This window comes from Pedobacter agri PB92 (assembly GCF_000258495.1).
GTDB lineage: Bacteria > Bacteroidota > Bacteroidia > Sphingobacteriales > Sphingobacteriaceae > Pedobacter > Pedobacter agri.
Genome location: NZ_AJLG01000004.1, coordinates 1 through 22,951, shown reverse-complemented (window position 1 = coordinate 22,951; position 22,951 = coordinate 1). Strand labels below are relative to the sequence as shown.

General features: G+C 38.8%; 24 protein-coding genes. 10 read left to right on the top strand and 14 right to left on the bottom strand.

Annotated elements, in window-relative coordinates:
• Nucleotides 1–194 precede the first annotated feature (194 nt).
• The 3 genes from ON09_RS25050 to ON09_RS01300 all read left to right on the top strand — a co-directional run bounded on the left by ON09_RS25050 (nucleotide 195) and on the right by ON09_RS01300 (nucleotide 2,443).
• The gene (locus ON09_RS25050; RefSeq protein ID WP_029204030.1) at nucleotides 195–422 is read left to right on the top strand and encodes a hypothetical protein; all 228 of its coding nucleotides are present in this window, start codon (nucleotides 195–197) and stop codon (nucleotides 420–422) included.
• 492 nt (nucleotides 423–914) lie between these two features.
• A complete protein-coding gene (locus ON09_RS01305) occupies nucleotides 915–2,036 on the top strand; it encodes a hypothetical protein (protein WP_010599261.1) in 1,122 nt (373 codons plus the stop codon).
• Entirely contained in the window at nucleotides 2,036–2,443 is a 408-nt protein-coding gene (locus ON09_RS01300; protein WP_010599260.1) for a hypothetical protein, read from the top strand. Before ON09_RS01305 ends, ON09_RS01300 begins: the two co-directional genes overlap by 1 nt.
• Before the next feature lie 229 nt (nucleotides 2,444–2,672).
• Here the strand turns inward: ON09_RS01300 and ON09_RS01295 are convergent, their stop codons facing one another.
• From ON09_RS01295 to ON09_RS01285, 4 genes are all read right to left on the bottom strand, one after another.
• The gene (locus ON09_RS01295) at nucleotides 2,673–3,068 is read right to left on the bottom strand and encodes a (deoxy)nucleoside triphosphate pyrophosphohydrolase (protein ID WP_010599259.1); all 396 of its coding nucleotides are present in this window, start codon (nucleotides 3,066–3,068) and stop codon (nucleotides 2,673–2,675) included.
• A complete protein-coding gene (locus ON09_RS26730) occupies nucleotides 3,055–3,273 on the bottom strand; it encodes an HNH endonuclease (protein WP_394358209.1) in 219 nt (72 codons plus the stop codon). The genes ON09_RS01295 and ON09_RS26730 overlap by 14 nt, the downstream gene beginning before the upstream one ends.
• A gap of 116 nt (nucleotides 3,274–3,389) precedes the next feature.
• Nucleotides 3,390–3,932 carry a YDG/SRA domain-containing protein gene (locus ON09_RS25515; RefSeq protein ID WP_010599258.1) on the bottom strand — a complete coding sequence of 181 codons (543 nt, stop codon included), beginning with the start codon at nucleotides 3,930–3,932 and terminating at the stop codon, nucleotides 3,390–3,392.
• A 65-nt stretch (nucleotides 3,933–3,997) separates the two neighbouring features.
• Nucleotides 3,998–4,210 carry a helix-turn-helix transcriptional regulator gene (locus ON09_RS01285; protein ID WP_010599257.1) on the bottom strand — a complete coding sequence of 71 codons (213 nt, stop codon included), beginning with the start codon at nucleotides 4,208–4,210 and terminating at the stop codon, nucleotides 3,998–4,000.
• A gap of 930 nt (nucleotides 4,211–5,140) precedes the next feature.
• On the opposite strand from ON09_RS01285, the gene ON09_RS01275 reads away from it, so the two are divergent.
• The 3 genes from ON09_RS01275 to ON09_RS01265 are packed head-to-tail and all read left to right on the top strand — an operon-like array spanning nucleotide 5,141 to nucleotide 10,894.
• On the top strand, nucleotides 5,141–8,137 hold the full coding sequence (locus ON09_RS01275; protein WP_010599255.1) for a SusC/RagA family TonB-linked outer membrane protein: 2,997 nt from the start codon (nucleotides 5,141–5,143) through the stop codon (nucleotides 8,135–8,137).
• Between the two features lie 2 nt (nucleotides 8,138–8,139).
• Nucleotides 8,140–9,585, top strand: a complete 1,446-nt coding sequence (locus ON09_RS01270; RefSeq protein WP_010599254.1) for a RagB/SusD family nutrient uptake outer membrane protein — start codon at nucleotides 8,140–8,142, stop codon at nucleotides 9,583–9,585.
• The gene (locus ON09_RS01265) at nucleotides 9,575–10,894 is read left to right on the top strand and encodes a DUF3738 domain-containing protein (protein ID WP_010599253.1); all 1,320 of its coding nucleotides are present in this window, start codon (nucleotides 9,575–9,577) and stop codon (nucleotides 10,892–10,894) included. The genes ON09_RS01270 and ON09_RS01265 overlap by 11 nt, the downstream gene beginning before the upstream one ends.
• A 24-nt stretch (nucleotides 10,895–10,918) precedes the next feature.
• Here the strand turns inward: ON09_RS01265 and ON09_RS01260 are convergent, their stop codons facing one another.
• Together ON09_RS01260 and ON09_RS01250 are read right to left on the bottom strand one after the other, a co-directional pair.
• Complete coding sequence (locus ON09_RS01260; RefSeq protein ID WP_010599252.1) at nucleotides 10,919–11,278, bottom strand: hypothetical protein; 360 nt, start codon at nucleotides 11,276–11,278, stop codon at nucleotides 10,919–10,921.
• A gap of 598 nt (nucleotides 11,279–11,876) precedes the next feature.
• Entirely contained in the window at nucleotides 11,877–12,233 is a 357-nt protein-coding gene (locus ON09_RS01250) for a hypothetical protein (protein WP_010599250.1), read from the bottom strand.
• A gap of 185 nt (nucleotides 12,234–12,418) precedes the next feature.
• Here ON09_RS01250 and ON09_RS01245 point away from each other — a divergent pair, with 185 nt between their 5' ends.
• Together ON09_RS01245 and ON09_RS25045 are read left to right on the top strand one after the other, a co-directional pair.
• Nucleotides 12,419–13,258 carry a LytTR family DNA-binding domain-containing protein gene (locus ON09_RS01245; protein WP_157258796.1) on the top strand — a complete coding sequence of 280 codons (840 nt, stop codon included), beginning with the start codon at nucleotides 12,419–12,421 and terminating at the stop codon, nucleotides 13,256–13,258.
• A gap of 104 nt (nucleotides 13,259–13,362) precedes the next feature.
• Nucleotides 13,363–13,536: a hypothetical protein gene (locus ON09_RS25045; RefSeq protein WP_157258795.1), complete on the top strand. Its 174-nt coding sequence runs from the start codon at nucleotides 13,363–13,365 to the stop codon at nucleotides 13,534–13,536.
• Nucleotides 13,537–13,727: 191 nt separating this feature from the next.
• Here the strand turns inward: ON09_RS25045 and ON09_RS01240 are convergent, their stop codons facing one another.
• The 8 genes from ON09_RS01240 to ON09_RS01205 all read right to left on the bottom strand — a co-directional run bounded on the left by ON09_RS01240 (nucleotide 13,728) and on the right by ON09_RS01205 (nucleotide 20,659).
• The gene (locus ON09_RS01240) at nucleotides 13,728–14,654 is read right to left on the bottom strand and encodes a hypothetical protein (protein WP_010599248.1); all 927 of its coding nucleotides are present in this window, start codon (nucleotides 14,652–14,654) and stop codon (nucleotides 13,728–13,730) included.
• The gene (locus tag ON09_RS01235) at nucleotides 14,651–16,651 is read right to left on the bottom strand and encodes a phospholipase D-like domain-containing protein (protein ID WP_010599247.1); all 2,001 of its coding nucleotides are present in this window, start codon (nucleotides 16,649–16,651) and stop codon (nucleotides 14,651–14,653) included. Before ON09_RS01235 ends, ON09_RS01240 begins: the two co-directional genes overlap by 4 nt.
• Before the next feature lie 305 nt (nucleotides 16,652–16,956).
• Nucleotides 16,957–17,238 (bottom strand): membrane protein insertion efficiency factor YidD, encoded by a 282-nt coding sequence (gene yidD / locus ON09_RS26725; RefSeq protein ID WP_010599246.1) that lies wholly within the window; start codon nucleotides 17,236–17,238, stop codon nucleotides 16,957–16,959.
• 238 nt (nucleotides 17,239–17,476) lie between these two features.
• Nucleotides 17,477–17,704, bottom strand: coding sequence for a hypothetical protein (locus tag ON09_RS01220; RefSeq protein ID WP_010599244.1), 228 nt, complete (start codon nucleotides 17,702–17,704; stop codon nucleotides 17,477–17,479).
• A gap of 272 nt (nucleotides 17,705–17,976) precedes the next feature.
• The gene (locus tag ON09_RS01215; RefSeq protein ID WP_010599243.1) at nucleotides 17,977–18,645 is read right to left on the bottom strand and encodes a response regulator; all 669 of its coding nucleotides are present in this window, start codon (nucleotides 18,643–18,645) and stop codon (nucleotides 17,977–17,979) included.
• A 3-nt stretch (nucleotides 18,646–18,648) separates the two neighbouring features.
• Nucleotides 18,649–18,930 carry a sensor histidine kinase gene (locus ON09_RS23975; protein ID WP_051010147.1) on the bottom strand — a complete coding sequence of 94 codons (282 nt, stop codon included), beginning with the start codon at nucleotides 18,928–18,930 and terminating at the stop codon, nucleotides 18,649–18,651.
• Nucleotides 18,931–19,019: 89 nt separating this feature from the next.
• Nucleotides 19,020–20,336, bottom strand: coding sequence for a tetratricopeptide repeat protein (locus tag ON09_RS01210; protein ID WP_051010146.1), 1,317 nt, complete (start codon nucleotides 20,334–20,336; stop codon nucleotides 19,020–19,022).
• Between the two features lie 122 nt (nucleotides 20,337–20,458).
• On the bottom strand, nucleotides 20,459–20,659 hold the full coding sequence (locus ON09_RS01205; RefSeq protein ID WP_010599242.1) for a hypothetical protein: 201 nt from the start codon (nucleotides 20,657–20,659) through the stop codon (nucleotides 20,459–20,461).
• 371 nt (nucleotides 20,660–21,030) lie between these two features.
• Between ON09_RS01205 and ON09_RS01200 the strand changes: the two genes are divergently transcribed.
• Both ON09_RS01200 and ON09_RS01195 read left to right on the top strand, forming a co-directional pair.
• The gene (locus tag ON09_RS01200; protein ID WP_010599241.1) at nucleotides 21,031–22,146 is read left to right on the top strand and encodes a hypothetical protein; all 1,116 of its coding nucleotides are present in this window, start codon (nucleotides 21,031–21,033) and stop codon (nucleotides 22,144–22,146) included.
• 253 nt (nucleotides 22,147–22,399) lie between these two features.
• The gene (locus tag ON09_RS01195; protein ID WP_010599240.1) at nucleotides 22,400–22,951 is read left to right on the top strand and encodes a hypothetical protein; all 552 of its coding nucleotides are present in this window, start codon (nucleotides 22,400–22,402) and stop codon (nucleotides 22,949–22,951) included.

Sequence of the window (22,951 nt, the reverse complement as noted above, 5' to 3'; positions counted from 1 at the left end):
AAGCACTTTCCTATTATAGCCCCTTCCTCACATGCGCATTAAATAAACAAGCCACACCAAAAAACTTCAATACTAAATTTAAAAAATCTTCTTAAAAATGTATTTAGTGCATTTCTATTTGATTAGATAACTATATTTCGAGAATCAGACAGCTCTTAAAACATTTAAATATTGTTAATTCATTGCTTTTGAAAATGGAACGAGCACCTATTTACCTGAAATACCCACTTAAATACAGGGAAACAAATTTCAATTTTGTAGCTATAAAAGGGGCTGTTAGGCATGAGGCTACAAAACCTCACGCCAACAAGCTTAATCCTTTGGTTTGTGGATGTGCGGCTTCAGATCAGGATGTTTCGGTTTGGTCTCCGGCAGAACTCTCCTTCTCTTATCGTCATTTCCCTCCTCTGTTTTGGGCTTAGGCCCAGGTTTGATTGCTTCCATAATAAATTTTAAATTAATAATTAGTTCTCGGACAGATATAAGCCCTATACAAAGCTAATCTAACCCAGATCAATTAATTTACGGTTTTCCATAAAACGGTAGATATATTGGAACAAGGATACCGCCTTAAGCAAAGGAAAGACATTGAAGACTTTATGAGATAATGCAATAGGCAATTGTAAAAAAACATACTTGAAGAAACGAGCTATTTTTTGCTTAAAGAAATGCAGATTTTTTAGTTGGATGAGGTTCGATGGGGAGACGATGCTGTCTAAGCTTGCGTTATATAGAAAATATATTCTGGGCTAGTTATACCGACCGTGATAGCTAACAATGTGATCAAACAAATAATTTGTTGTCGAAAAAATCGTTTTATAACTCTATACTAGTTATTAACTAGCAAGTTTTCACTTTAACGTTTTATATTTAGAATATTTCTAAATATTTTAGCGTAACGCAATCATCGTATCTTGAAGAATAATCAGAAAAAATTTCTTACACCAACACTAGAAGGTGATAGGTTTAAAACAAAATCTGTACCCGTAGAATTTCTTCAGGAATTATCAGTAATTCAGGATTTAATCTTTGAATTGGCTAAGGATATTTATAAAAAAGAGCATCCCACACGAAGTAGACTACCTAATCACTTTCTAGATGGAATAAGCTTGAGGCTATTAGATATAAAAAAAGGTAGCTCTATTATGGAGTTGGACTTGGACACTTCTGAAATCGAAGCACTGGATTTAAGTAATGATACCTACTCATACCTTGAAAAAGCAAAAAATCTTCTGATAAAAGATTTAGAGAATATTGATATTGAGGATAACAATTCAATATTATCCAAGCCGAAGTATGCTAACTACTTTATTAGGATTGGTCGCCATTTAAGACCTAATGAAACCATGTTTTTAAATAGGACTGGTCGGAAAAAATATGGCAAGCTTACTGACGACATTAGAGCAAAGGTTTTAAATAGGCCATATGTTGGGTTGACGATAGATAAATTTGAAATTTATGCTGATGTTACTTCTATTGATAAAAAAAATCAAACATTTACAATTAGTGAATCTGGCTTACTAGTAAGTGCTTCATTAGCACTCATAGATATCCAATTATTAGTCAAAAGTTTAGCTGATGTTGAGCTTGTAACCAAAGTTCTAATTAAAGGTACAGGGAAATTTGATTCAACTGGACGTTTACAGGTAATTGACCGAGTTGATGAGGCAACACTGATTGATCCCTACGATGTGCATTCAAGAATTGATGAATTGATGCTAATAAAAGATGGTTGGTTAGATGGTGAGGGTAAAGCGCCAAATAAAAAGGGCTTGCTCAAGTTGCTCACATTCTATGATAGGTTTGTTCCAAAAACTTTCATTAAGCCAGCCATATTTCCTCGACCAGATGGTAATATACAATTTGAATGGTCTTCTAGTGAATACGAAATTGATGCTGTGATAGATTTAATGAATTTTAAGTCAAGGTTACATGCATTAAATTTTGAGAATGAAAAAGAAACGATAAAAAACTTTGATCTTTCTACGAAAGTAGGATGGAAATCAATGAATCTTTTAGTAAATGAAGCTCTTTAATGTCAAAAGATAAACTTTTCCATAGGCAGGTAAATCCAAATTTTGTAACAAACAAGATAATTTCTGTACAAGCGTTTCAACCCATTGGTGAAATCACTAGTCAAGTATTTAAGCCTAAAAAAACAGATGAAGGTTTGCTATCTGTTTATAATAATGATGAGTTCACACCAGAAGCCTCATTTCATCACTTTAGAAGCATTGGTTTCGAAACATCAGGGACTGTTTCAGTGAGTGAGGATGAATGTAGTGCTATTTCGCTAGATGTAATTGAAGATAACATTCCATTTATTGGGCATGCTAGTATAAATATGAGTAAAGAAACCACCTCTTCTATGGAGAAAAAAGCTAAACAATTGAAAAAAATAGCTTTAGCAAGAGGTTGGACTTTTGGACCTCATACAATTTAACTCCTGTTTTTCTGTTTTTGGCAACTAAATTTTTGAGTTTACTATATTCTTTATCTCTTAGCCCATATTTTTGTTCTGCCGTATACAGGATATGGCCTAGTTTGGAGGTAATGGTCCAGTTGTAGCCACCTTGGGTTTCTTCTGCGTGGAATATCGCATTCATTTTTTATAGTTGCCGGTTTCTAGACTGCTTTTTTAAAAGGCAGTAGAAAATAATTCTCCACTAGCTTTAATATTTTCTTTTTGCAATAAGCGTTTTAGCAATAGGTACATCTGCTGGGGCTAAATTGAAGCTGAGTAGATCTGTATTTTTAACCCATTGAATTTCATTATGGTCTATTAGTACGAAATCAGCTTGAATGAACTTACAGCCGTAGGCTATAAGTTCTATTTGAACGTTCTCGTATTGATGAGTAATGGTTTTAAAATGGTTGTTTATTTCAACTTGCATGGAGAGCTCTTCTCGAAGCTCTCTCTTTAACGCATCACCTTCCGATTCATCCGGCTCAACTTTTCCGCCTGGGAATTCCCAATAACCACCAAGGGATTTTTCAGCTTTTCTTCTGCAGAGAAGTATTTTATCTTCCTTGAAAATAATGCCACACACAACTCTAACTGTATCCATGTGCAAGGCGATGATAGGCTAGATTTAATAAATTTAGTTTATGCTTTTCCTTCAAAATTAACTTTCCATCCATGTCGCCTAATAGGTTAAATTCATCTGAAATAGAGAATAGCCCTTTGTCAAACATTACATGATGGTTAGGGCATAAACATATTAGGTTATTTGAGTTATCATCTCCGTTATGTGGTTTGCCTAGGGGTTTGATGTGTGCTCCTTCTGCATAGCGGCCAACTTTGGTAATGATGGTTTCATTGCATATTTGGCACTGATAATTGTAGAGCTGTTTAACTTCTCTTGCTATTTTGGTGTCACGAACTATTCTTAGAACGACGCTTTCGGTTCTTTTTTCTCTTTAGTCGAGTAATCAAGTTCTATTTCTTCAGTGGTTTTCCTATGTGGATTAATACCTGTGTATTCGAGCTTGTATCTGCAGATTTTAAAACCGCTTTTACCGACCTCCTGCCACGCGTCTATTACACTGTAAAGGCCTGCGTACTTATAGCCTTGTTTTGGAGAAAATGGGGTTTTGTGTTTTGCGCCTCTAATTACTCTTACGGGTAATCCTTCGTCCATGCTTTTTAATAATCCAGCGTTGCCTCGATTATTCCAGTCTTGGTCTTTAGTTTGCTTTTTACTGTCGCCCTCGTTGCCACCAGCGCCTGTATAAATGATTGTATCGCCAAGATCCTCGTCATCAGCGTAGCCCCCTAAAAGTACAATAGCCGCAACGCCTGTTTTCCCAGTCCCGTCTATTCCTCCTGCCCAGTTTCTACGGAAACTGTCCTTCATCATTATTCTTCTATCTTCAAATTGATAACCTTCTGGGATACCTTTTATCTCTCCAAATATTATTGGCTTAGTCATGAAAAGTTAGCGCTTAACTTAGTTGTTAGTTTGTATATTATTTAATTCATTTAAGTTCTTCAGCATTACTTTTTACTCCAATCACTTGGATTTAATAAGTCTCTGATATCCATTCTCAGGAATTCTGCAATTTTATTAAGGTCGTCTATTGATGGTTGTTGCTTATTTTTGCACCATCGCGAAATCGTTTCTTCTCTTTTATTAAGGTGTTCGGCCAATGATTTATTGGAAATTTTCTTCTCGGCAAGTACGACTTTTATTCTGTTTAGATCAGCCATTTTATTATTAATTGATTTTAATAGTCAATATTTTGATTTTAATAATCAATTTATTATATTTGTTATCAGTTATTACAGCGACAAATAGAGTTGGGGTATAACCTGGCTTTAACGATGTTACTCATGAGTGAAAACCGTCAAACTTCCACATGAGCCGACCGTGAGTTCGCCGATCTATTGAGTTTTGCTATCTTCGCGATATCTTATATTCAATAGGGCGGACTTCATGTTAGTCTTTTGTGGAACTTAAGCCTTGGCTTAAGCGGTTCTTGACGGTACCTCACTCAAAAGCCTTGGAGTTCGCCCTATTGGTTTCTTTCCAATATGGTTTCCCATTTGCTTTTATTGAGCCTGCATCGTTTTACATAAAATTAACCGTTTATGAAAACGAAAAAATTAAGCGCCATCAAATCGTACCACTTCCAGGAAGTGATACTCAAGTTTTCCCTTAAACTCTTGTTAAAGAACGTTATCTGTTCTCCATCGTAATGCGCGTGCCGGAATTCCAGGTATAAAATAGCCCATTAAAAAGTAGGGGTTGGTGTGAGAGAGCGCACTGATTCCTGGCGGGTTAATTTACCTTGGTGCCAGCCCTTTATTGCTGTTAGGCAAGGGTGCATTACTATAGTTATTCGCATTCCCAAGGTAGGCATCTTTTTTTAATAAGCAATACGATTTCCCGTACCCGCATGTTTTTATGCGGAAGGGCTGGTTTTTGCCTAATTTTTTAAATCCTATAAATGTAAATTACAAATGAGCCTGAGCAACCACTATCCTTTCGATAGGCTTTATGCTTTAAAGCCTAAGAACCCCGTATAATCTATCAAAACCAAAGGCAGGTAACCTGAATGGTTAAATAGAAATAGGTTCTTTAATGATAACCTGCCTTGGTTTTTTCTAAGCCTTTTTCCCAACCAACTAACGGACTTCATGAAAAAAACGATAAAATTCATCGTAATGGCTTTGCTATGCCTAAATTTTTGGGCAGCTGCGCAGACTGTTTCGATAAAACTCTCCGGCACAGTGAGGGATAAAGCCGGGAAGCCTATTCCTGGCGTAACGATAAAAACCTCTGAAAAAGAAAGGATAACTTTCACAGATAAAGAAGGGAAGTTCAGCCTCACGGTTGACAAACTTAATGGAATCCTTACGATAAGCAGTGTCGGTTACCAGACTGCGAATATCCCCTTTGGACCTAAATTAACACTTGAGATCATCTTGAATGAGTCAGCAGGATCTCTTGATGATGTAGTGGTGATCGCCTATGGCACAACGACTAAAAAGCTGAACACCGGCGCTATCGGAAAGGTAAGTGCTTCAGAAATCGCGCTTCAACCTGTGTCAAATCCGCTAAGTGCATTGCAAGGCAGGATACCAGGACTTGCCATCACACAAAATAGCGGCATCAATGGCGCTGGGCTGAAGGTACAAATCAGAGGCCAGGGATCGCTGATGCAAGGCTCTGAACCGTTATTTATTATCGACGGAATTCCCTTTTCCCCAGGAAACAATGCCATCAACACTGTTACCAATGCAACAGGAAGTAGCGGGGTGAGTCCATTCAGTACCATCAACCCTTCGGAAATTGAAAGTGTTGAAATCTTAAAGGATGCTGATGCGACATCAATATATGGTAGCCGCGGAGCGAATGGTGTAATTCTGATCACGACAAAAAAAGGTGTAGCAGGTAAGAGCAGATTAAACCTGAATATCTACAACGGATATAGCCACATCACCAGAACAATGGATATGTTGGCAACAGAAGATTACCTTAAGATGCGAAGGGAGGCTTTTAAAAATGACGGGCTTACTTTGACAAATGCAAACGCCCCCGATCTCCTGTTATGGGACCAGACCAGATATACCAATTTTAAGGATCTTCTGATTGGAGGAAATGCAAAAACCACCGACGTACAGTCATCGATAAGCGGTGGGACTGAGAAAACCAGGTTCCTGATTTCCGGAGGCTATCATGGAGAGACTTCTGTATTTCCTGGTGAACAGCGTGACGATAAACTATCAGGCCGGATTAGCCTGAATCACCGCTCAACGGACGAACGCTTTAGTCTTGATTTTAGTGGCGGGCTTTTATATGACCGCAATAAGATGGGTTCGGGCGATCTTACGGCCTATATCAATATGCCACCAAATATTCGATTATACGATGATGCAGGCAACCTGAACTGGCAAGAGGGCGGCACTTTTTTTGGCGGGGCAATTACCAACCCTTTGGCCGCAGCCAACAGACAATACACCGGAAAGTTCAGTAACCTGACAACAAGCGTTAATATGGCCTACGAAATCTTAGCCGGACTAAAAGGAAAGGTAAGCCTGGGGTACAATAGCTTATCTGGTAATGACCAGGCGCTTAATCCCTCGAGTTCCATAAATCCTAACTCAGGAACACTTCCCTATTCCAACTTTGGCCGGTCATTTTTAAGCAGCTGGATTGTCGAGCCGCAGCTCGAATATACCAATACCTCAGGTAAGGGCAAATTGAACATACTTGCCGGCGGGACCTTACAGAATACAAGCAGCAATACGTTGAGCGTTTCCGCACAGAATTACAGGAATGATATCCTGCTTTCCTCAATAGCCGCAGCAGGGAATGTAACCACAAGCAATAGTGATTACGCTTACCGCTATACGGCCATTTATGGAAGAATCAATTATAATTTTGCGGATAAATACCTCATCAACCTGACGGGAAGACGTGATGGATCGAGCAGGTTCGGACCGGGAAAGCGTTTTGCAAACTTTGGCGCCCTTGGAACGGCATGGATATTTACAGGAGAGGATTATATTAGGGAAAAACTTTCCTGGCTTAGTTTCGGAAAGATAAGGGCCAGCTACGGCACAACAGGCAATGACCAGATTGGTAACTATAAGTTCCTGGATACCTGGACGAATTCCAGCCTGCCTTATCAGGGAAATGCCGGGCTCCAGCCTTCAAGCCTGTATAATGCGGATTTTTCCTGGGAGACAAACCATAAAGCTGAAGTGGCACTGGAGCTAGGGGTGCTGAAAAACCGGATCATGCTTAGTGCGGCATACTTTGTAAACCGTAGCGGAAACCAGCTGATCAATTATCAGCTGCCCATACAAACAGGCTTTACCTCGATTCTTAGAAACTTCGATGCTGTGGTGCAGAATTCAGGACTGGAAATCAGTCTTGAAAGTACCAACTTTCTGAGTGGCGCTTTTAAATGGACATCTAATGCAAACCTGAGCATTCCAAAAAACAAGCTTGTGAAATTCAGTGGCCTTGATCGCTCCAGCTATGCCAATACCTATATCATCGGCGAACCGCTTTCGACAAAAAGAGTGCTCGAATACCTTGGGGTAGATCCATCAACAGGAATCTACTCCTTTCGTGATGTAAACGGAGATGGCTTATATGACGCTTCTGATAGAATCCTGATAAGAAATACTCAGCCTGATTTCTATGGAGGCCTTCAGAACAGTTTTTCCTATAAAAACATCAAGCTGGACATTTTCCTGGAATTCAAAAAGCAGACCGGATATAACTACTTATATACCCAATCGACCTTCATCCCGGGTTACTTTTATTTCAACCAGCCCACTATTGTACTGGATCGGTGGCAAGCTGTTGGAAACCTTGCAGATATTCAGCGTTTCGTAGCCTCTGGCAGCAGCGCTGCTTATGCGCCGGCGGGAAGTTATTTACCGGCTTCAAGTGCAGTATTTAGTGACGCATCTTTTATCAGGCTCAAAAATGTATCCCTGACCTATGCCTTTGCGGAGCGATGGGTGAAAAAGCTCAAACTGCAACAGCTGAGTATATACGTTCATGGTCAAAATTTACTAACCATAACAGGATATAAAGGAGCAGACCCAGAAAGCCAGAATCTGTTTGTGTTGCCACCCTTAAGGACAATAACCGCTGGTTTACAATTAATACTATAATTATGAAAACAACAGTAATTAAAACACACCCAGGGCCTATTCCTCATCTTAAGCTCTTGCTTCTTGGGAGCCTGCTATTAACTGCTTTTTTATGGAGTGCATGTGAAAAACTAATTGAGGTGCCAAAGACAGGAAACCTGATCCTCAGCGAAGATGTATTTTCTGGAAATGAGACCGCAACATCAGCGGTGATGGGGCTCTATAGCAAGATGGTGACGTTAAACCTGAGCATGAGTAATGGCGGGCTGAGCGTATACTCCGGCTTGTCGGCGGATGAACTGTTCAATCCTGCGCCAAGCAGCAGTTATGATCCATTTTCGGCCAATATGCTGCTTTCTTCAAACGGGATAATCAGCAATAACTTCTGGAGCACGGCATACCGCAACATTTACCACGCAAATGCCATTCTGGAAGGGCTGGCCGCCTCAAACTCATTAAGTACCGCAACAAAAAAACAGTTAACCGGTGAAACCCTTACCATTCGGGCATTTTATTTATTTTATCTGGTTAATCTTTTTGGTGATATTCCACTTACGCTCACAAGCGACTTTGAGCAGAACGCGGTAATGCCACGAACGTCATCGAACATTGTTTACGCCCAGATTATTAAAGACCTTGAGGAAGCTAAAGTTCTCCTGACTGCAAATTACCCGAGTAGCGCAAAAGCAAGGCCCAATCTATTCGCGGCCAGAGCACTTTTGGCCAGGGTTTATCTTTACAGCCAGCGATGGGCTGAGGCAGAGGCTGAAGCATCTTCAGTAATATCCTCCGGTTTATATAACATGGAGCCGGATCTAAACAAAACCTTTCTGAACACCTCAAATGAAACCATCTGGCAATTGGTAAGGGAAACGGCTAATACCGCGGAAGCAGCCGTTTTCCTCCCGTCTTCTGGTACTATTGTTCCTCTTCTTGTGATCATGGATAACCTGCTAAATGAATTTGAGCCAGGAGATCTTCGAAAAAGCAGGTGGTTGTCCAGTAATATTGTCAATGGTATAAGTTATAGCTATCCTTACAAATATAAGGTCAGGGCCAACTCCACGGTAAGTGAAAGTCTTATCGTCCTGCGCCTGGCTGAGCAGTACCTGATTAGAGCGGAAGCGCGGATAGCTCAGGACAACCTCGGTGGAGCGGTCTCGGATCTGAATGTGGTTCGAACCAGAGCTAGGGTAGCTGCAACACCTGCCATAACAAATCCACTCCCCAACCTTTCTACTATACTGACTAAAGCGGAGCTGACTGAGGCAATATTTCATGAACGTCAGAATGAACTTTTTTGTGAGTGGGGCCATCGGTGGCTTGATTTGAAAAGAAGCGGCAGAGTTGACCAAAAACTTACTGGACTTAAGCCAAACTGGAAACCTTTCATGGCATTATATCCCATTCCTTTTTCAGAAACGCAGACCAATATTTTTTTAACCCAAAATACAGGATATGAAAATTAGACAAATTAAAACAGCTAAAACCCAACATTTAATTCTCCTAATTTTAATGTTGATTTTCTTTCCACTGTTAGGTATGGCCCAGGCCGCTTTAAAAAAAGGCGAACAGATTCCTGATATCGTGCTTCAAAATACTTATAACTATCCTAAGAAAGCGTTTGACCTTGGGAAGATTAGAGGAAAGTTGATCATATTCGATTTTTGGAGCCCAAGCTGTATTTCCTGTTTAAAGTCGTTTCCAAAAATAGATTCCCTGCAGCGACTTTTCGCAGACGAGGTAACGATTGTGCTGGTTAACAAGGAAAGTCTTGATTCAACAAGAAGGTTTTTTGAGACCCGCAAATTTCTTTTCAGGCCACAGATTCCATTTGCAACCGGTGACGTCACGATCAACAAATTATTCCCGAATCGCGCTAATCCTGCATATGCGTGGATAGACGGAGAAGGGAAGTTTCACCAGATGACCAATGAACTCACGGCAGCATCCATTCGTCGCTTCCTTGCCGGAAACAAAATGAATTTAGAGGATTACCGGGAAAGGCGTAAATACTTGACATCTCTCTTTGACAGGGAATATGAGCCTAGCGTAATTAGCTATTCCTATCTTTCAAAAGCGATTCCGGGGGTGAATTTAAATGGATCGATAGGAAAGAATGGGTTATCATTCCATAACTACGACCTCATCAATTTATACAGGGAAGCTTTCGGGGAACAGGGGAAATACGATTTTTCCAAGAAATGGAACATTGTATTGGATGTGAACGATACTCAACGGTTTATTTCACCTAAAGAGGAAGAACTGGCTTACGATTGGAAGAGAAAAAATCTATACAACTATGCACTGCTGTTGCCGGAAAATATGGACGAAGAAAGGTTCATTATGATGCGTTCCGATCTGAAGCGATATCTTGGATTTGATGCAAGAGCAGAAAAGAAATTGATCAGTAGTATGATTTTAGTAAAGGTAGGAAATACGGATAAGCTAAAGTCTAAGAAAACCGGGCCTTCAAATTTTAGGATGTCTGATATCCGGACCAGTCGAATTGATTCGGTTAGGAGACTGATTAACCGTCCTTTTAAAACTTTTTCAAATATTTTAAGTTCCTGGGTAGCGCTTAGACTAGAAAAGCCATTTGTGGACGAAACCGGTTATTCAGGAAACATAGACATTGAATTGAACGGAAATGCTGTTGATAGTTTTAATCTGGGAAAAATCAGAGCACAGTTAAAGCAATATGGGCTCGACCTTGTTGAACAGAAAAGGCCAATTGATGTCCTGGTAATAAGGGAAAAAGGGGTGGTGAAGGAATAACCATCCATTACCACCCCTTGATCATTAATTACTGAACCTTACGCGATGGTCGTTGTCCGCTGGAGCGGGAGCGATATCATCAATCGTCTGAACAGTTTCGTAACCTCTGATACAATCAGCAGCAGTCTGATCCTCACAAGAGGTTAGGGGATTGCTGCCACCAGGCATAGAATCATCCTTTGTCTGAGGGGTACTGTTAAGCTGCGCCTGTAATGTACCCGAAGAACTGATCTGATACCAGTACAGATTTGGCTGTACTTTCTTGATATTGGCACTACTATCTGATGGTTTAAACGCAAAAGTTAAACCCATAATTGCAACTAGTGCAAAAGAAAACATAGCTCCAAGCCATGTTTTTTTAGTATTAAATGATTTGGTATACATACCGATATTGTTTAAATTTAAAATGATTTAATTATGGTCGCCCTTGTGGCGGGCATTCCGAAAAAGGACTGTTCAGCTTTGGACAGCCTTTTTCCTTTAATCAGGCCTCACGGCCTCGCCGGAAACAGCGCAAATCTTCGAACATGTGGAAATTGAACAACAACTCTCTTTTGGGCCTGGTAATTATTGGTTGGAGTTATTGGAATTAATATTCCATCTACCGCATCGAGACAAATTTTGATTATACCGAGGAATAGCATCGCCAATTCGGCAAGGCAGATCCGGAAAATGAATCTCGGTATCTGTTCAATCCATATCGCTATCCTTGATGTCTTCATAATTTCATGTCGTTAACTAACAATTTACCCTTTGCATCAACCTGGTTGCTACTTGCCCACTATAAAAATCTGTGCACTTATCGCTGCGCATGCGCCCCTTGTTGAAAGTCCGGTTTAACACTTGCGAGCACCTGCCGGTTTCCGCACCAATAACCCAATTCACCTCCGGGCGAGCTATCTTAGCGCTTTCTACTTTACGCCCGGGAAGGGCGGCTGAACACAGGTGCTACCCTGCATATCTTAATGTTATTTCACCAAAATCAATTGGCTTTAGTCTTTTTATTTAAACGTTGCTTTTCCTGCTGTTCAAGTCTTTTAAGCAACTCCTCTCTCTTAGCGGCACAAACAATAACACTTTCCCGCTCTTGCTGATAATTGATTACTTGTTTATTTCCTTCACGGGCTAGTGTTTCTAATCTCAAATCCGTTACCTGATCTTCGCAGGTACAGTTTTTCTGGGGAAATAATGTAGCCAGCCCACCACCAAGCAATACCGCAATCAAGCTAAAAAGCGTTTGATAAGTTTCTTTTCTTTCCGGTTTTCGTAGCTTCAACCACAGAAATTTATATTCTTTTCTTTGTGATTCGGAGGGCATTTCATCAAAATTCTCGTTCATGACCTATCGTATTGGTTGAATAAATTTAGGGTTAACCATCCAAAAAAAAATGTGCATTTATTTGTGTTATTCCCTCACCTGTACATAATTAAGGTGTGAACTGCTCATCAATTTGTTGAAGTAGCCCAAATGACTAACCAATAAAAAGGGTTTTTTGTATTTTTATGAAACTAATAGGGCAGTTTATGCATAGCGATAAATCAGATGGCAAAAATTCTCTAGACTATTTCAGCTTTAGCTGGATGATGGTGATTGCGCTGTGCATAACGATCTGTCTTAACTGGCCAACGATGAACTCGCGATTCTGGAATACCTTTAGCCAGACCTGGTACCATATTGCCTGTGCAAACACTTTCGCAGCAGTATTCTTGATGATAACTTTTACGAATATTTTCACAATTTATCTGGATTCAAAGTGGTTGTGGGAAGAAAATTTGTGGAAAAGGCTCTTTTTTCAGATCCTTCTGGGGCTCATGGCCCCTGTTTTAATCTGTTATTTTTTCGGCTGGGCTTCCTTTTATTTTCTCAAAGTCAATATTAGTTCGACAAGGTACATCAGGAATATGTCTAGCCTTCTGGTGCTTATATGCATAATGATCAATCTATTGCACATCGTGCTTTACTATATCCATAAAGTTCCAGGATGGATAAAGAATGATGCTCGAAACTTAAAAACAGACCTTGCCGAACATCTGTACATTCCTGATGGAAAAGGAGAAAAAAAAATTGCAACAGAAACCATTGCCTACATCTTTATAGATACTAAGACCACTTACATTCAGCATCACAACGGCGATCGTGATGTGTGCTTTGTAGCATTGGACAATCTTTATAAAAATCTTGACCATGCATTGTTCTTCCGCGCTAACAGGACCCATATTATATCAAAATTAGCGGTGGAAGGCTATGAAAAATTTGCTGACAGAAGTTTATCAGTCAAAGTACTGCCAAAAACGAAAGATAACATATCAGTCAGCCGCTTGAAGGCCACACTATTTATTCAATGGTTTAGAGCATCATTTTGAAACTTAGGTCTTAAAATCTTAATTGCCATTCTATAGTCAAGTAAAAAGCTCAATTCCTTCTCACTGAACCTCAAACCAAAAACCCAAAGATAGCTAGCTGTAAAATGATGAGAATTTTTGCCGTAAATGCAGAAGCAAAAACGCTTAAGGTGGTGCGTTTGGTTTTTGCAGGCCACAAATGCGGGATAGGTGAATTTTCTGAGAACATGCTTTTGAGGGTCTTTTATCAATTCTACTCTTTTTTGGCAGTAACTGGAGCAAGAAGCCATGAGTCGTAACCCACTTTAAAGAGTTCATTGACTCCTCTCTAGCATTATATCAAATGTGCCTCATTTTTCATTCCCGTCAGCATAAGACATTTATTCTATACGTTCACAATTTCGTTATCAAACTTTCCAAGTCTTAAAGTAAGTTCATAGTATCTATTTAATCGAGTGGTTAGTTAAGGTACTTCAGTTGATAAAAACATCTAGTTTCTGATAAAATCCATTACATACTTCACTGCTTCTGCGCTATTACTAGCTGTCTGCCTGAGTTCAAATCTTTTTACACCAGAAGCTCTCATCCAATCTGTCCAAATTACTTTCATGATTTCCATATCAGTAGGATGTGCGGTTGCTGCGCCAGTTTTGGAAAGGGATCGGTCGTACATTTCTAAAACGATCACCTCCAGATTTTTCAACTCAGCATTTTTTACCGGATTAATTCTGAACACCTTATTTTTAGAAAGAAATGACTCCATACTTTCTGATTTTGACTTCAAAAATGACTTCCTGAAATCAGCAACTTTTTTGGCACTCAAATCATAACCTTTATTGTAAATACCAGCTTCGATGTACCCGTCGGTGAGCAGCACCATGATATTTCTAAATTTTTGAGTTACTTTAGCATTTACCAAACTTGGCAAAACAATCCGGTTATCAATGCCTGACTGAAAGTAGCTCCATATATCTGCACCATTGTTTGATTTGGATGCTTTTTCGCTAAACTTTCTATATTCCGACATAAAGCCGGAAACATCTCCGGTAAGTGTTCGGGGAACTTTTCGGGCCATCACATATGCAATTCTGTCACTTTGCCTTTCGAAACGTTGAAAATCGATATTAAGCATATCGGTATTAACCTTGTACATACTGATTAATCCTTTGTTTACAAAATCAACGCTGTAACGGTCAAGTTGATCTTGCGAACGTTTAATCCGGAGTATTGGATAAATATTTTTGAGCACACCTTCCACTATATCTGCATCATTAACCACTTTAGGATATAAAGTTGTATTCAGCCTGTTAGACAGATCGGGAGAAAATATTATATTATAGTTGACAATTTCTTTTTTCTGGGCAGAAAGTGATGCGGATGTGAGCAACATCAGGCTAATAAGGATATATTGTTTCATGATATTTGAACGCGCTTATCTATATATGAATTTTTCATTTTTTCGGTTTGCCAGCTAACGGCGGTGTCGAAGGCTTCGCGCGATTTTTCCATCGCAAGCGGGATAGAATATCGTTCATGAAGAAAATCATTCCAGCCCTCCAGGAAAATATTTATCCTATCTCGCAACGAATCAATTGAAATAGGAATGTTATCATTTTGAACATGGCTTTTATATATCGTGGCAATATCACTAATATGCTGTTTACCGGTAATCAAATCCGTTTTCTTAAGTTCCTTAATCAGATTCAACTTATTAGGAAGGGTCGAAAGGTAGACCTCCGTAATCTTACATTGGGCATCTAATCCGATATTTACAGATTCAATAGATTGAATTTCTTCTTTGAGCAACACAATTTTTGCTTCTTCAAGACCGATATCTTCACCCATCTGGTCAACAAGAACATTGCTCCTTAGTGAGGCGATGTCAGGATTGCGCTCATCGAAAATTGACATCAATTTATCAAAAGCAAACTTCAGCATCAGAAGGCCAAAGCCACCCAATAAAAACACCAGATAGAAATTAGGGTCGCTAAAAGCCATCTGCACTCTCCAAGCCTCATTCGAGTCCCCAGAGTCGAATTTCATCTGATGGATTGCCGAAGAAACTTTATAAGCAATTGCAGTATCAATGAGCAGAATCCCAACTAGAAACATTGGAATAACTATCCAGTTATTTTTAGTGAAAAGTTTTATTAGCGCACAGAATATCGGAATGCTTACAAAGAGAAAGATAAAAAGAATCCCTGAGCCTCCTTTTTCGATCGTCAGATTAATCGCTTTTGGATTGAAGATTTCCATGGGTATGCTTTCGAGTCCGCTCTGCATGGCAATTTTTGAATCCTCAACGGCAAACAACAAAATGTAACACGCCGAAGAATAAAAGATAAACAGGTAGATTATCAGACAAATATTTGCGGTGAGTACAGGAATAAATTCATACCATTTAAATTTGGGACTGATGAACTCCCTTTTGGCATGACGAATTTTCTCTTTAATTTCACCAATAATATTTTGATGGAATTCGATTTTTGTATTTTTTATCCCATCAATGATTTGCGAGTTTTTCTCAACATCTGACTTTAGGTTAATCAGTTTATTTTTTGCATTCAATATTTCGTTTTCAGATTCCACTTCCGCACTCTGTAATTGCAGTGCAAGGCTTTCCTGAAATGCATTGATGCTTTTTATTTCCTGCTCATCAATTTTTGTAAGGAGTCTTCTTTTTTTATCTTCGACTACGTCAATATCATTGATAAACACCGAATAAACTGTATCAAGTGCCTTAGTCAGCACCTGGTGGTCGCCGTTATTGAATTTAGATCTTTCATAACCCTGTTTGCTGAGCATGGAACGGTCGAAATTCCCTATTTCTGCAGCAATCATTGAATCAAGCACTTTGGTGAATTCTGAAACTGCATACTCTTTCGCAGTATGCTTTTCTAGTTTTAAAACTTCAGATTTATCCGTTTGAATATTATCTTCTATTGGCTGTTCGCCTTGACTTGTGATTTTGTTTTCAATATCATTGAAAGTGTCAATCAAACTTGCTACAGTTTCGTTATGGTTGGTGACGATAATACTTTCATGATTATTTTTTCTTGCATTTACGGACCAGTTATACGAGCCATGCATGGCAATACGTTTGTCAATTACACAAAACTTTTGATTCATGTTCCCATAGCCCGCACCTTTAATTTTGGTAACTGATGCACCAAGTGCTACCAATTCATCAAAAGGAAGTTTACGATTCTCCTGGTTATCTGCAATTATTAGCTTAACGCTGACGCGCTGAGCAGCTTTACTTTTGACAATATCGAAAAGTTCCTCATCGGTAAACCATGCCGTAGCGATTAGCAGTTCGAAATCTGCACCTTCCAACTCCTTAACAAGCCGGGCAAAAATTTCTTTATTATCCTGAAGAACTTCCTGTTCTAAAGAGTGTTGAGATGTTATCATATCTGGACTATTATTGAACAAAAATATAATTCAGCTGGCACGCATTATTACGGGAAACCGTAAAGCAGTTCTTTTATCCGGCTGTCAATCTGAAGTTTAAAAAATCTAGCTCATATTATGTAGGGTCTAATACGGTATACGATATCATGCCTAAAATGAAAATGGGAAATTGCATATCATATGACTAATCAGTCAAAGCAATCTCCCGATTTTCTGAGAGCGAATATTTGTTATGATTAAGCGCCGTCGTAGAGGGTATTAGATTGTTAACACTTTATAGATCGATAGGGATTATTTGGAGCATTTCAGTTGAGGAATTTTTCTGCAATTTCATTTTGTCTAATGTTTGTGCCATCAGGCAAAACCATAGTCTTTTGCCCATTCAAGGGATTTATCATCAGCTGATAGCCATGCCTGCAATTTCTGAAACGTTTGAACAATGCATGAACACCTTTAAAAAATCCATCTTCTGTAGTTATCTGATAGACGTAACGGGAACAACTTATTCTGAAAAGACAACGGGCAGGCTGTTTATTAGATTTCAAAATCCAGTAAAATCTGATTGCAAATAACAAAATATACTTCATTACTCCGTTTTACCAAAAACTACCATCTGGTAGGGTGCAAGATAACCAGGCTTTGCGCCTATTCCGAAGCACCCATTGTCTGGCTGAACATACGTAGACACGCTTTCCAACCTAATATATATCCAGCCCTGAGACTTGTAGTAATTTATGACCTCCTCTAGTTGTTCTGCGACCGCAACTGCTGTTTGTTTCTTTTGGTCCAGGGTTGCAGTAAAGGGAATGACTTTATATTCCATATTTATTGTATTTTTCTAGAATATTTATTCCTCACGTTTTTCATAATGAAACTATTAAGCCCGCTCCCTGAATTTGCCAGAGATTTCATCTCTTCGATATTTCTTGTTCCGGCACTTGAATAGGTATATTCATAAATACTTCCTGAGGTAAATTGAACCCAGATATAGTCTTCGCCAATCTGGTAAGCAGCTACTCCTGAACTGCCGCTGTGATTTAAATATCTTTCCATCTTAATATTTGTTTAAGCTCCAAATTTATAGGAGTGAAAAATGAATAGCTTACGGGTTTCCGTAAAAGGAAATGCGATGTGCAATTATTTTAATCACATCACGAAAAGGCTAATAGGTAATTAAAACCGTTATTAAGAAAACAGAAGAAATATAAGATTGGGTACTTGAAATTTGACCGCCAGTATAAATGCTAATCTACCTTAAGCAATTAGCTCTCAATTAAAGTAATGCAATTTAATGATAAATTTAATCTAGCCGAACGATGGCAGCGTTATATGATTTTCCTGTCTTTACAATATGCGATCAATTGCTCATTGCTAGAAATATCGAGTATTGTTTTGATTGTGTTGAATCTCTTTTCCACGCTACTTAAACTAGAGGGCTTGATACTGTTTCTCTGGAGGTAAAATGGAATATCTTTCTGGGGTTTTCCATTTGCAAGCATAGAAATAATAGTTTTGTCATAATCGGTGAATGTAAATGCGGGCTCTGGAGAGAAGGTTTTTTTTAAGTTTGGCGATAGATATTTTCTGTCGGCAGCCATCTTTTCAATTGCAGCCTTTAAGTCTTTTGCATCGTTTCTTGCTTTGGGAACAAAAGCGTCTATATCCAGCTCACTCATTAATCCTGCAGCAACAGAAACGCGATTTTCGATCGAAAAAACCAAAACTTTAAGATCAGGTTGTATGTTTCTGGCGGCTTTAATAAGTTCTGATCCGCTTTTAACAACTTGCGGCGAATCCTCATCGAAAGATAAATCAGTAATCAAAAGTTCATAGGGCTCTCCTTCGCTTATCGCCTTTTGAATCCGGCTGAGTGCATCATCACAATAAAACACATAGTTCCGGTTATCATGAAAAATATTTAAATCTGTTAATGTCTTTTGAACGGAAATGCTGGCGCTTTCGTGATCCTCGGCTATTAATACTTTTTTGAACATTGTTTAAGGTTGTTGAGAAACGGGAAAGGAAAAATTGATTTCCAGTCCTTTTTCAGATTTAGTTCCAAAGATAATTTCACCTTGTATATTTTTTATACGGTTTCCCGTATTCTTAAGTCCGTTGCCATAATTTATTTTATCCGATACGCCGATTCCATCATCATGATAAGATATAGCTAATCTATCACCTTGCCTGCTGAAGCGAACTGATACATGGGATGCCTGACTATGTTTATCCATATTAACCATAAATTCCTGAAGAATATGCTCGAGCTCATGTTCCACAGAGGCAGATATCCCTTCCCAAAGATTCTGCGTGTTCCCCTCAATTGTGATGTGGACGCGTTCAGATTCAAATATCTTTAAAAGGCTATTTATTTTTTATGATAATCTTGGGCTTGCGGAAGCTCAACTTCATATGATATATCTCTAGATTTCTGATACATCCCGTCAAGTCTATCGAGTATTTCTTCCTTTCCAATACCACTTTGATTTTCGATCTCCGTCATTACCCTATACAAGCCATTAGCTACTACATCATGAACTTTTTTTGATGTTTTAAGCTGACCCTCTTTTATTCGATTCTGCGCGGTGAGTTCCAGCCTTTCTTTTCGTTTTTTACTTAGGTATAAACCAATAAGTGTAAATAGTACAAATAGGAATGATAGAAGATAGGTAACAGTCTTCTGCTTATTAACCTGATAGGTTTTCTCTGTGTTTTCTTGCTGAAGCCTTAAATTATCTGCCTTACTTTTCTCACTTTCGTAACGTATCAGCGCAAATTGATTTTTTGCTGCGTTCCGGGCTGTCTGCAAACTATCATTTAAAATCTGATGGACATTAAAATATTGCTTGCTTTGGTTTTCGGCACTTAGTCTGACCAACCTCTGAAGAGCTTCGAGCTTATCATTTGGGTTATTTATTTTTTCTGCGACATTGTACATTTCCTTTGCGTAGTATTTGGCTAAGCCGGGCTGAGTTAAGCTATAAAAGTCGGTCAGGAACGTATAACTGGAAATCTGTCCCTGCAAATCAGCTATATGCTTTCTGACTTTTAATGCGCGAAAAAGCTCATTCGAGGCATCATATTTACGGTTCTGCTGCCATTTGGTATAGGCGAAGTTTGAAAGTGTTCTTGACCATTCCTTTTCAGAGAGTTTTTGGCTAAGTATAATAGAATATATTTTAATCGCTTTGTCAAATTCACCTAAACGCCTGTAGGCGTTCGCAATATTGTTGTTTAAAATCAATAATCCGGCTGCATCCAGGGTGTATTTTTTTGCTATATTATAAAAAGTAATTGCTTGCCGGAAATCAAGCAAATTGTAGGAAACCATCCCAAGGTTGTTATAGTTGGATTGAAGGTAAGGGTGTTCCTTTAAATTATGTGGTCTAAAAAAGGGGATCGCACTGAGTGAAAGTTCTTGAGCTCCAAAGTAATCACCCCTGGAATTTGAGATTATAGCCATATTAAGAAGGCATTTGCCGATTCCCAAGCTATCCCCTCGTTGGGAAAATACATCTTTAGCCTTACTGAAAAATAAAAAAGCACTGTCTTGTAGTCCATGATCATCGTAATGATAGGCCTGATAATAAAAGGTATTGGGTTCTGTAGACTTTTTTACTGCTTTATTATCTGAACAAGCAGAAAATAAAGCCAGTAGGATAATTGCAAAAACGGAGAGTTTCAAAATTTAGGGATTTACGCCAAATTAAGAAAAATTTTTAGGAATTGAATTGTTGGTCTTCGAAGGCATAACCTTTTGAAGAAAAGAGGGCCGCCTGGGCCGCCCTCTGTCAATAAACAAAATTATTATGGTTTTGGTGGCTTTATAGTTCCGTTCTCGCCGCTCACCGGCCCGCCTCCCGTTTCACCAGTATCCGTTCCATCATCACCGTCATCGCCGTTGGCATTCTGGGTGGTTACTACTGTGCCGCTACTGTTTGAACAGTTGTTGTTATCTGATGGACTTACCAGACCTAATAAAATTGCAATAAACAATGGAATAAACATAATTTCAAAAAATTAAAAGACATACCTTGGTAGGTCCCTCTGACCATACAGGGGGATTGCTACATTTTTTGTCAGAAGGCCTTCTGAATTTTTTGGGAAGTATTAAGACGCAATCGCGGAAACAGAGAACTGCTTCCCAAACCGGTTATCAGTCCCGCGGCATTGTCTTATTGTTTAAACTTGCAAGAAGCACTCAATCGTTTATATGAATAACTGTCTGCCGATTCAACGATGCAAACATAGTAGGAGTCAAGAGCTTGTCTTACAGATAATTCCATTCATTCCTTTTATTCCCCTAATTCCTTGCTAATTCCGGGAAACCGTAAAAATTCCGGAAATTCCCTCTTATTTTTGGGGAAATATTGACGCTGATGTTCGAAGATTATAAAAGAGAATTACTGGAATTTTACTTTTTAAAAAAGAAATCCAATCAACTTTCCACCGCTATGGAGAATCCGGAAAGGCTTAAACTGAGAAAGGAATGCATAAGGATTTATGCAATAAAAAATAGCAAGGAGGACAGAGATATAATTAAGGATTTTTTCGATCCTTTGGGAAAATATGAAGATCTGTTTAAAAGCATTGACCGATTTGAGCTTGATAAATTCAGACCGTTGGTTAACTTTCTAACAAAAGGGACGGTCATTAGAGACGAAGAGCCTGTAAAACTTTTAGCCTGGCTAATAGAATTTCATTCCTATCAAGATTGGAAGGTGAAAAAATATGGTGCTGGCTTGAATTCGTATTTAGGAACTTCTGAGGATGAAAATTCTTCAGATACCAATGAAAATTTTGATATGGAAGAGGGAAAAGGTGAGATAGCGGAAGCGGATGAAGATTGTCACTATGATGACCTTGAGAAGCTTCTTCAGCATCCCGAACCAACTGAAGATAATGACAATGAGAACCTGACTACTTCTCAGGATGAAACTCAAGAGGAAGATGTTGAGGAAACGCAGTCATTTGAAGAAAAAAGAAATTCCTATAGGAAATTTGCAGTATACAGTATTGCTGGATTTTTAATTTTCAGTATTGCTATCATTCTTCAACAGAGCGGATGGTTTGAAAGTGATACGCTTCCGACTGAGAAGTGCATGTACTGGGATGGTGATAAATATGTTTCGGTGGAATGTGAAAAGAGTAATACCCAAACTGGCATAATTCCTTTGCAAAAAAGCCTTTATAAAAATTTTAAAAAAATTGGGTGGTCCGATACGCTAAGCAAAAATGCGGTTGGAAAAGTTTGGTATGCGAAAAGGAATGGAGAATATGAATTTTTTACCGATAGCGGAGTGCATCCTGTGGATAGCAAAAAGAAACTAAAACCGCTTTCTAATTATATTATTAGTAACCACCTATCTTACCACCGTTTTGTCTTGCAAATTGTGGGATGGGGTATATCGCTGGTTATAATTTTACTGATTGTATTTTTCCTGATAAAAAAGTTGCTCAGAAAAAAACATGTCAAGCATAGATTGGCTCAATGAATCAATATTAAAGTTGATTTAATTGTCAACTAGCAAGTTTCATAGACTTTTTTGATAATACTATTTTGTCATACAGAGCATCTGGTTGCTCCTCTATTGAACGTTTAATAGCTACCTAGATAGAAGCTTTATTATAGCGCATAGAAATGCCTTAATTAGGTTTTTATTTTAGATGTTCTACCACTTACGGAAACCCGTAAAAATGTTTTTTTGATTACTCATACCTTCGCTCATGTTAATTAAAATAATAGATATGAGAACAATTTTTACAAAATCAGTAATGTCTACCGCGCTAGTTATTTTATTCGTTATGATGACCAGCTCCTGCAAGAAAGCAGCCGTGGAAATGATAAAAGAGCCGCAGCAAACTCCGATAGTTTATTCTTATGAAGTTACCTGTGATTATTGCAATATCTCCTATACCGATGCAGCTAATCAGACTAAATCGGTAACAGGTAACATGGGTAAATGGACTTTTAAAATTGATAAAAAAATTTCCTTTGATCTGAAGTTAAGCGTTTCATCAATCATTTCAAGTTATCAGACTATCCAAGCTTATATTTTGAAAGATGAAGAGGCCGTGTACGGAAATCTCGGTTATAACCGCGCTGATCTTTCCTATAATACCATCACTGGAAACGGTACAGCGAGCTTTGGCAGCTACGTTTCCACCACCCCAAGTGGCGGAAATAGCTCTGGGGGAACCACTGCACCTACCTCTTCAGTTTGTGGGGCAAAAAACAAGACTGGAGGCTATTGTAAGCGGGTGGTTGTCGGAGGTGGTAGGTGCTGGCAGCATAAATAG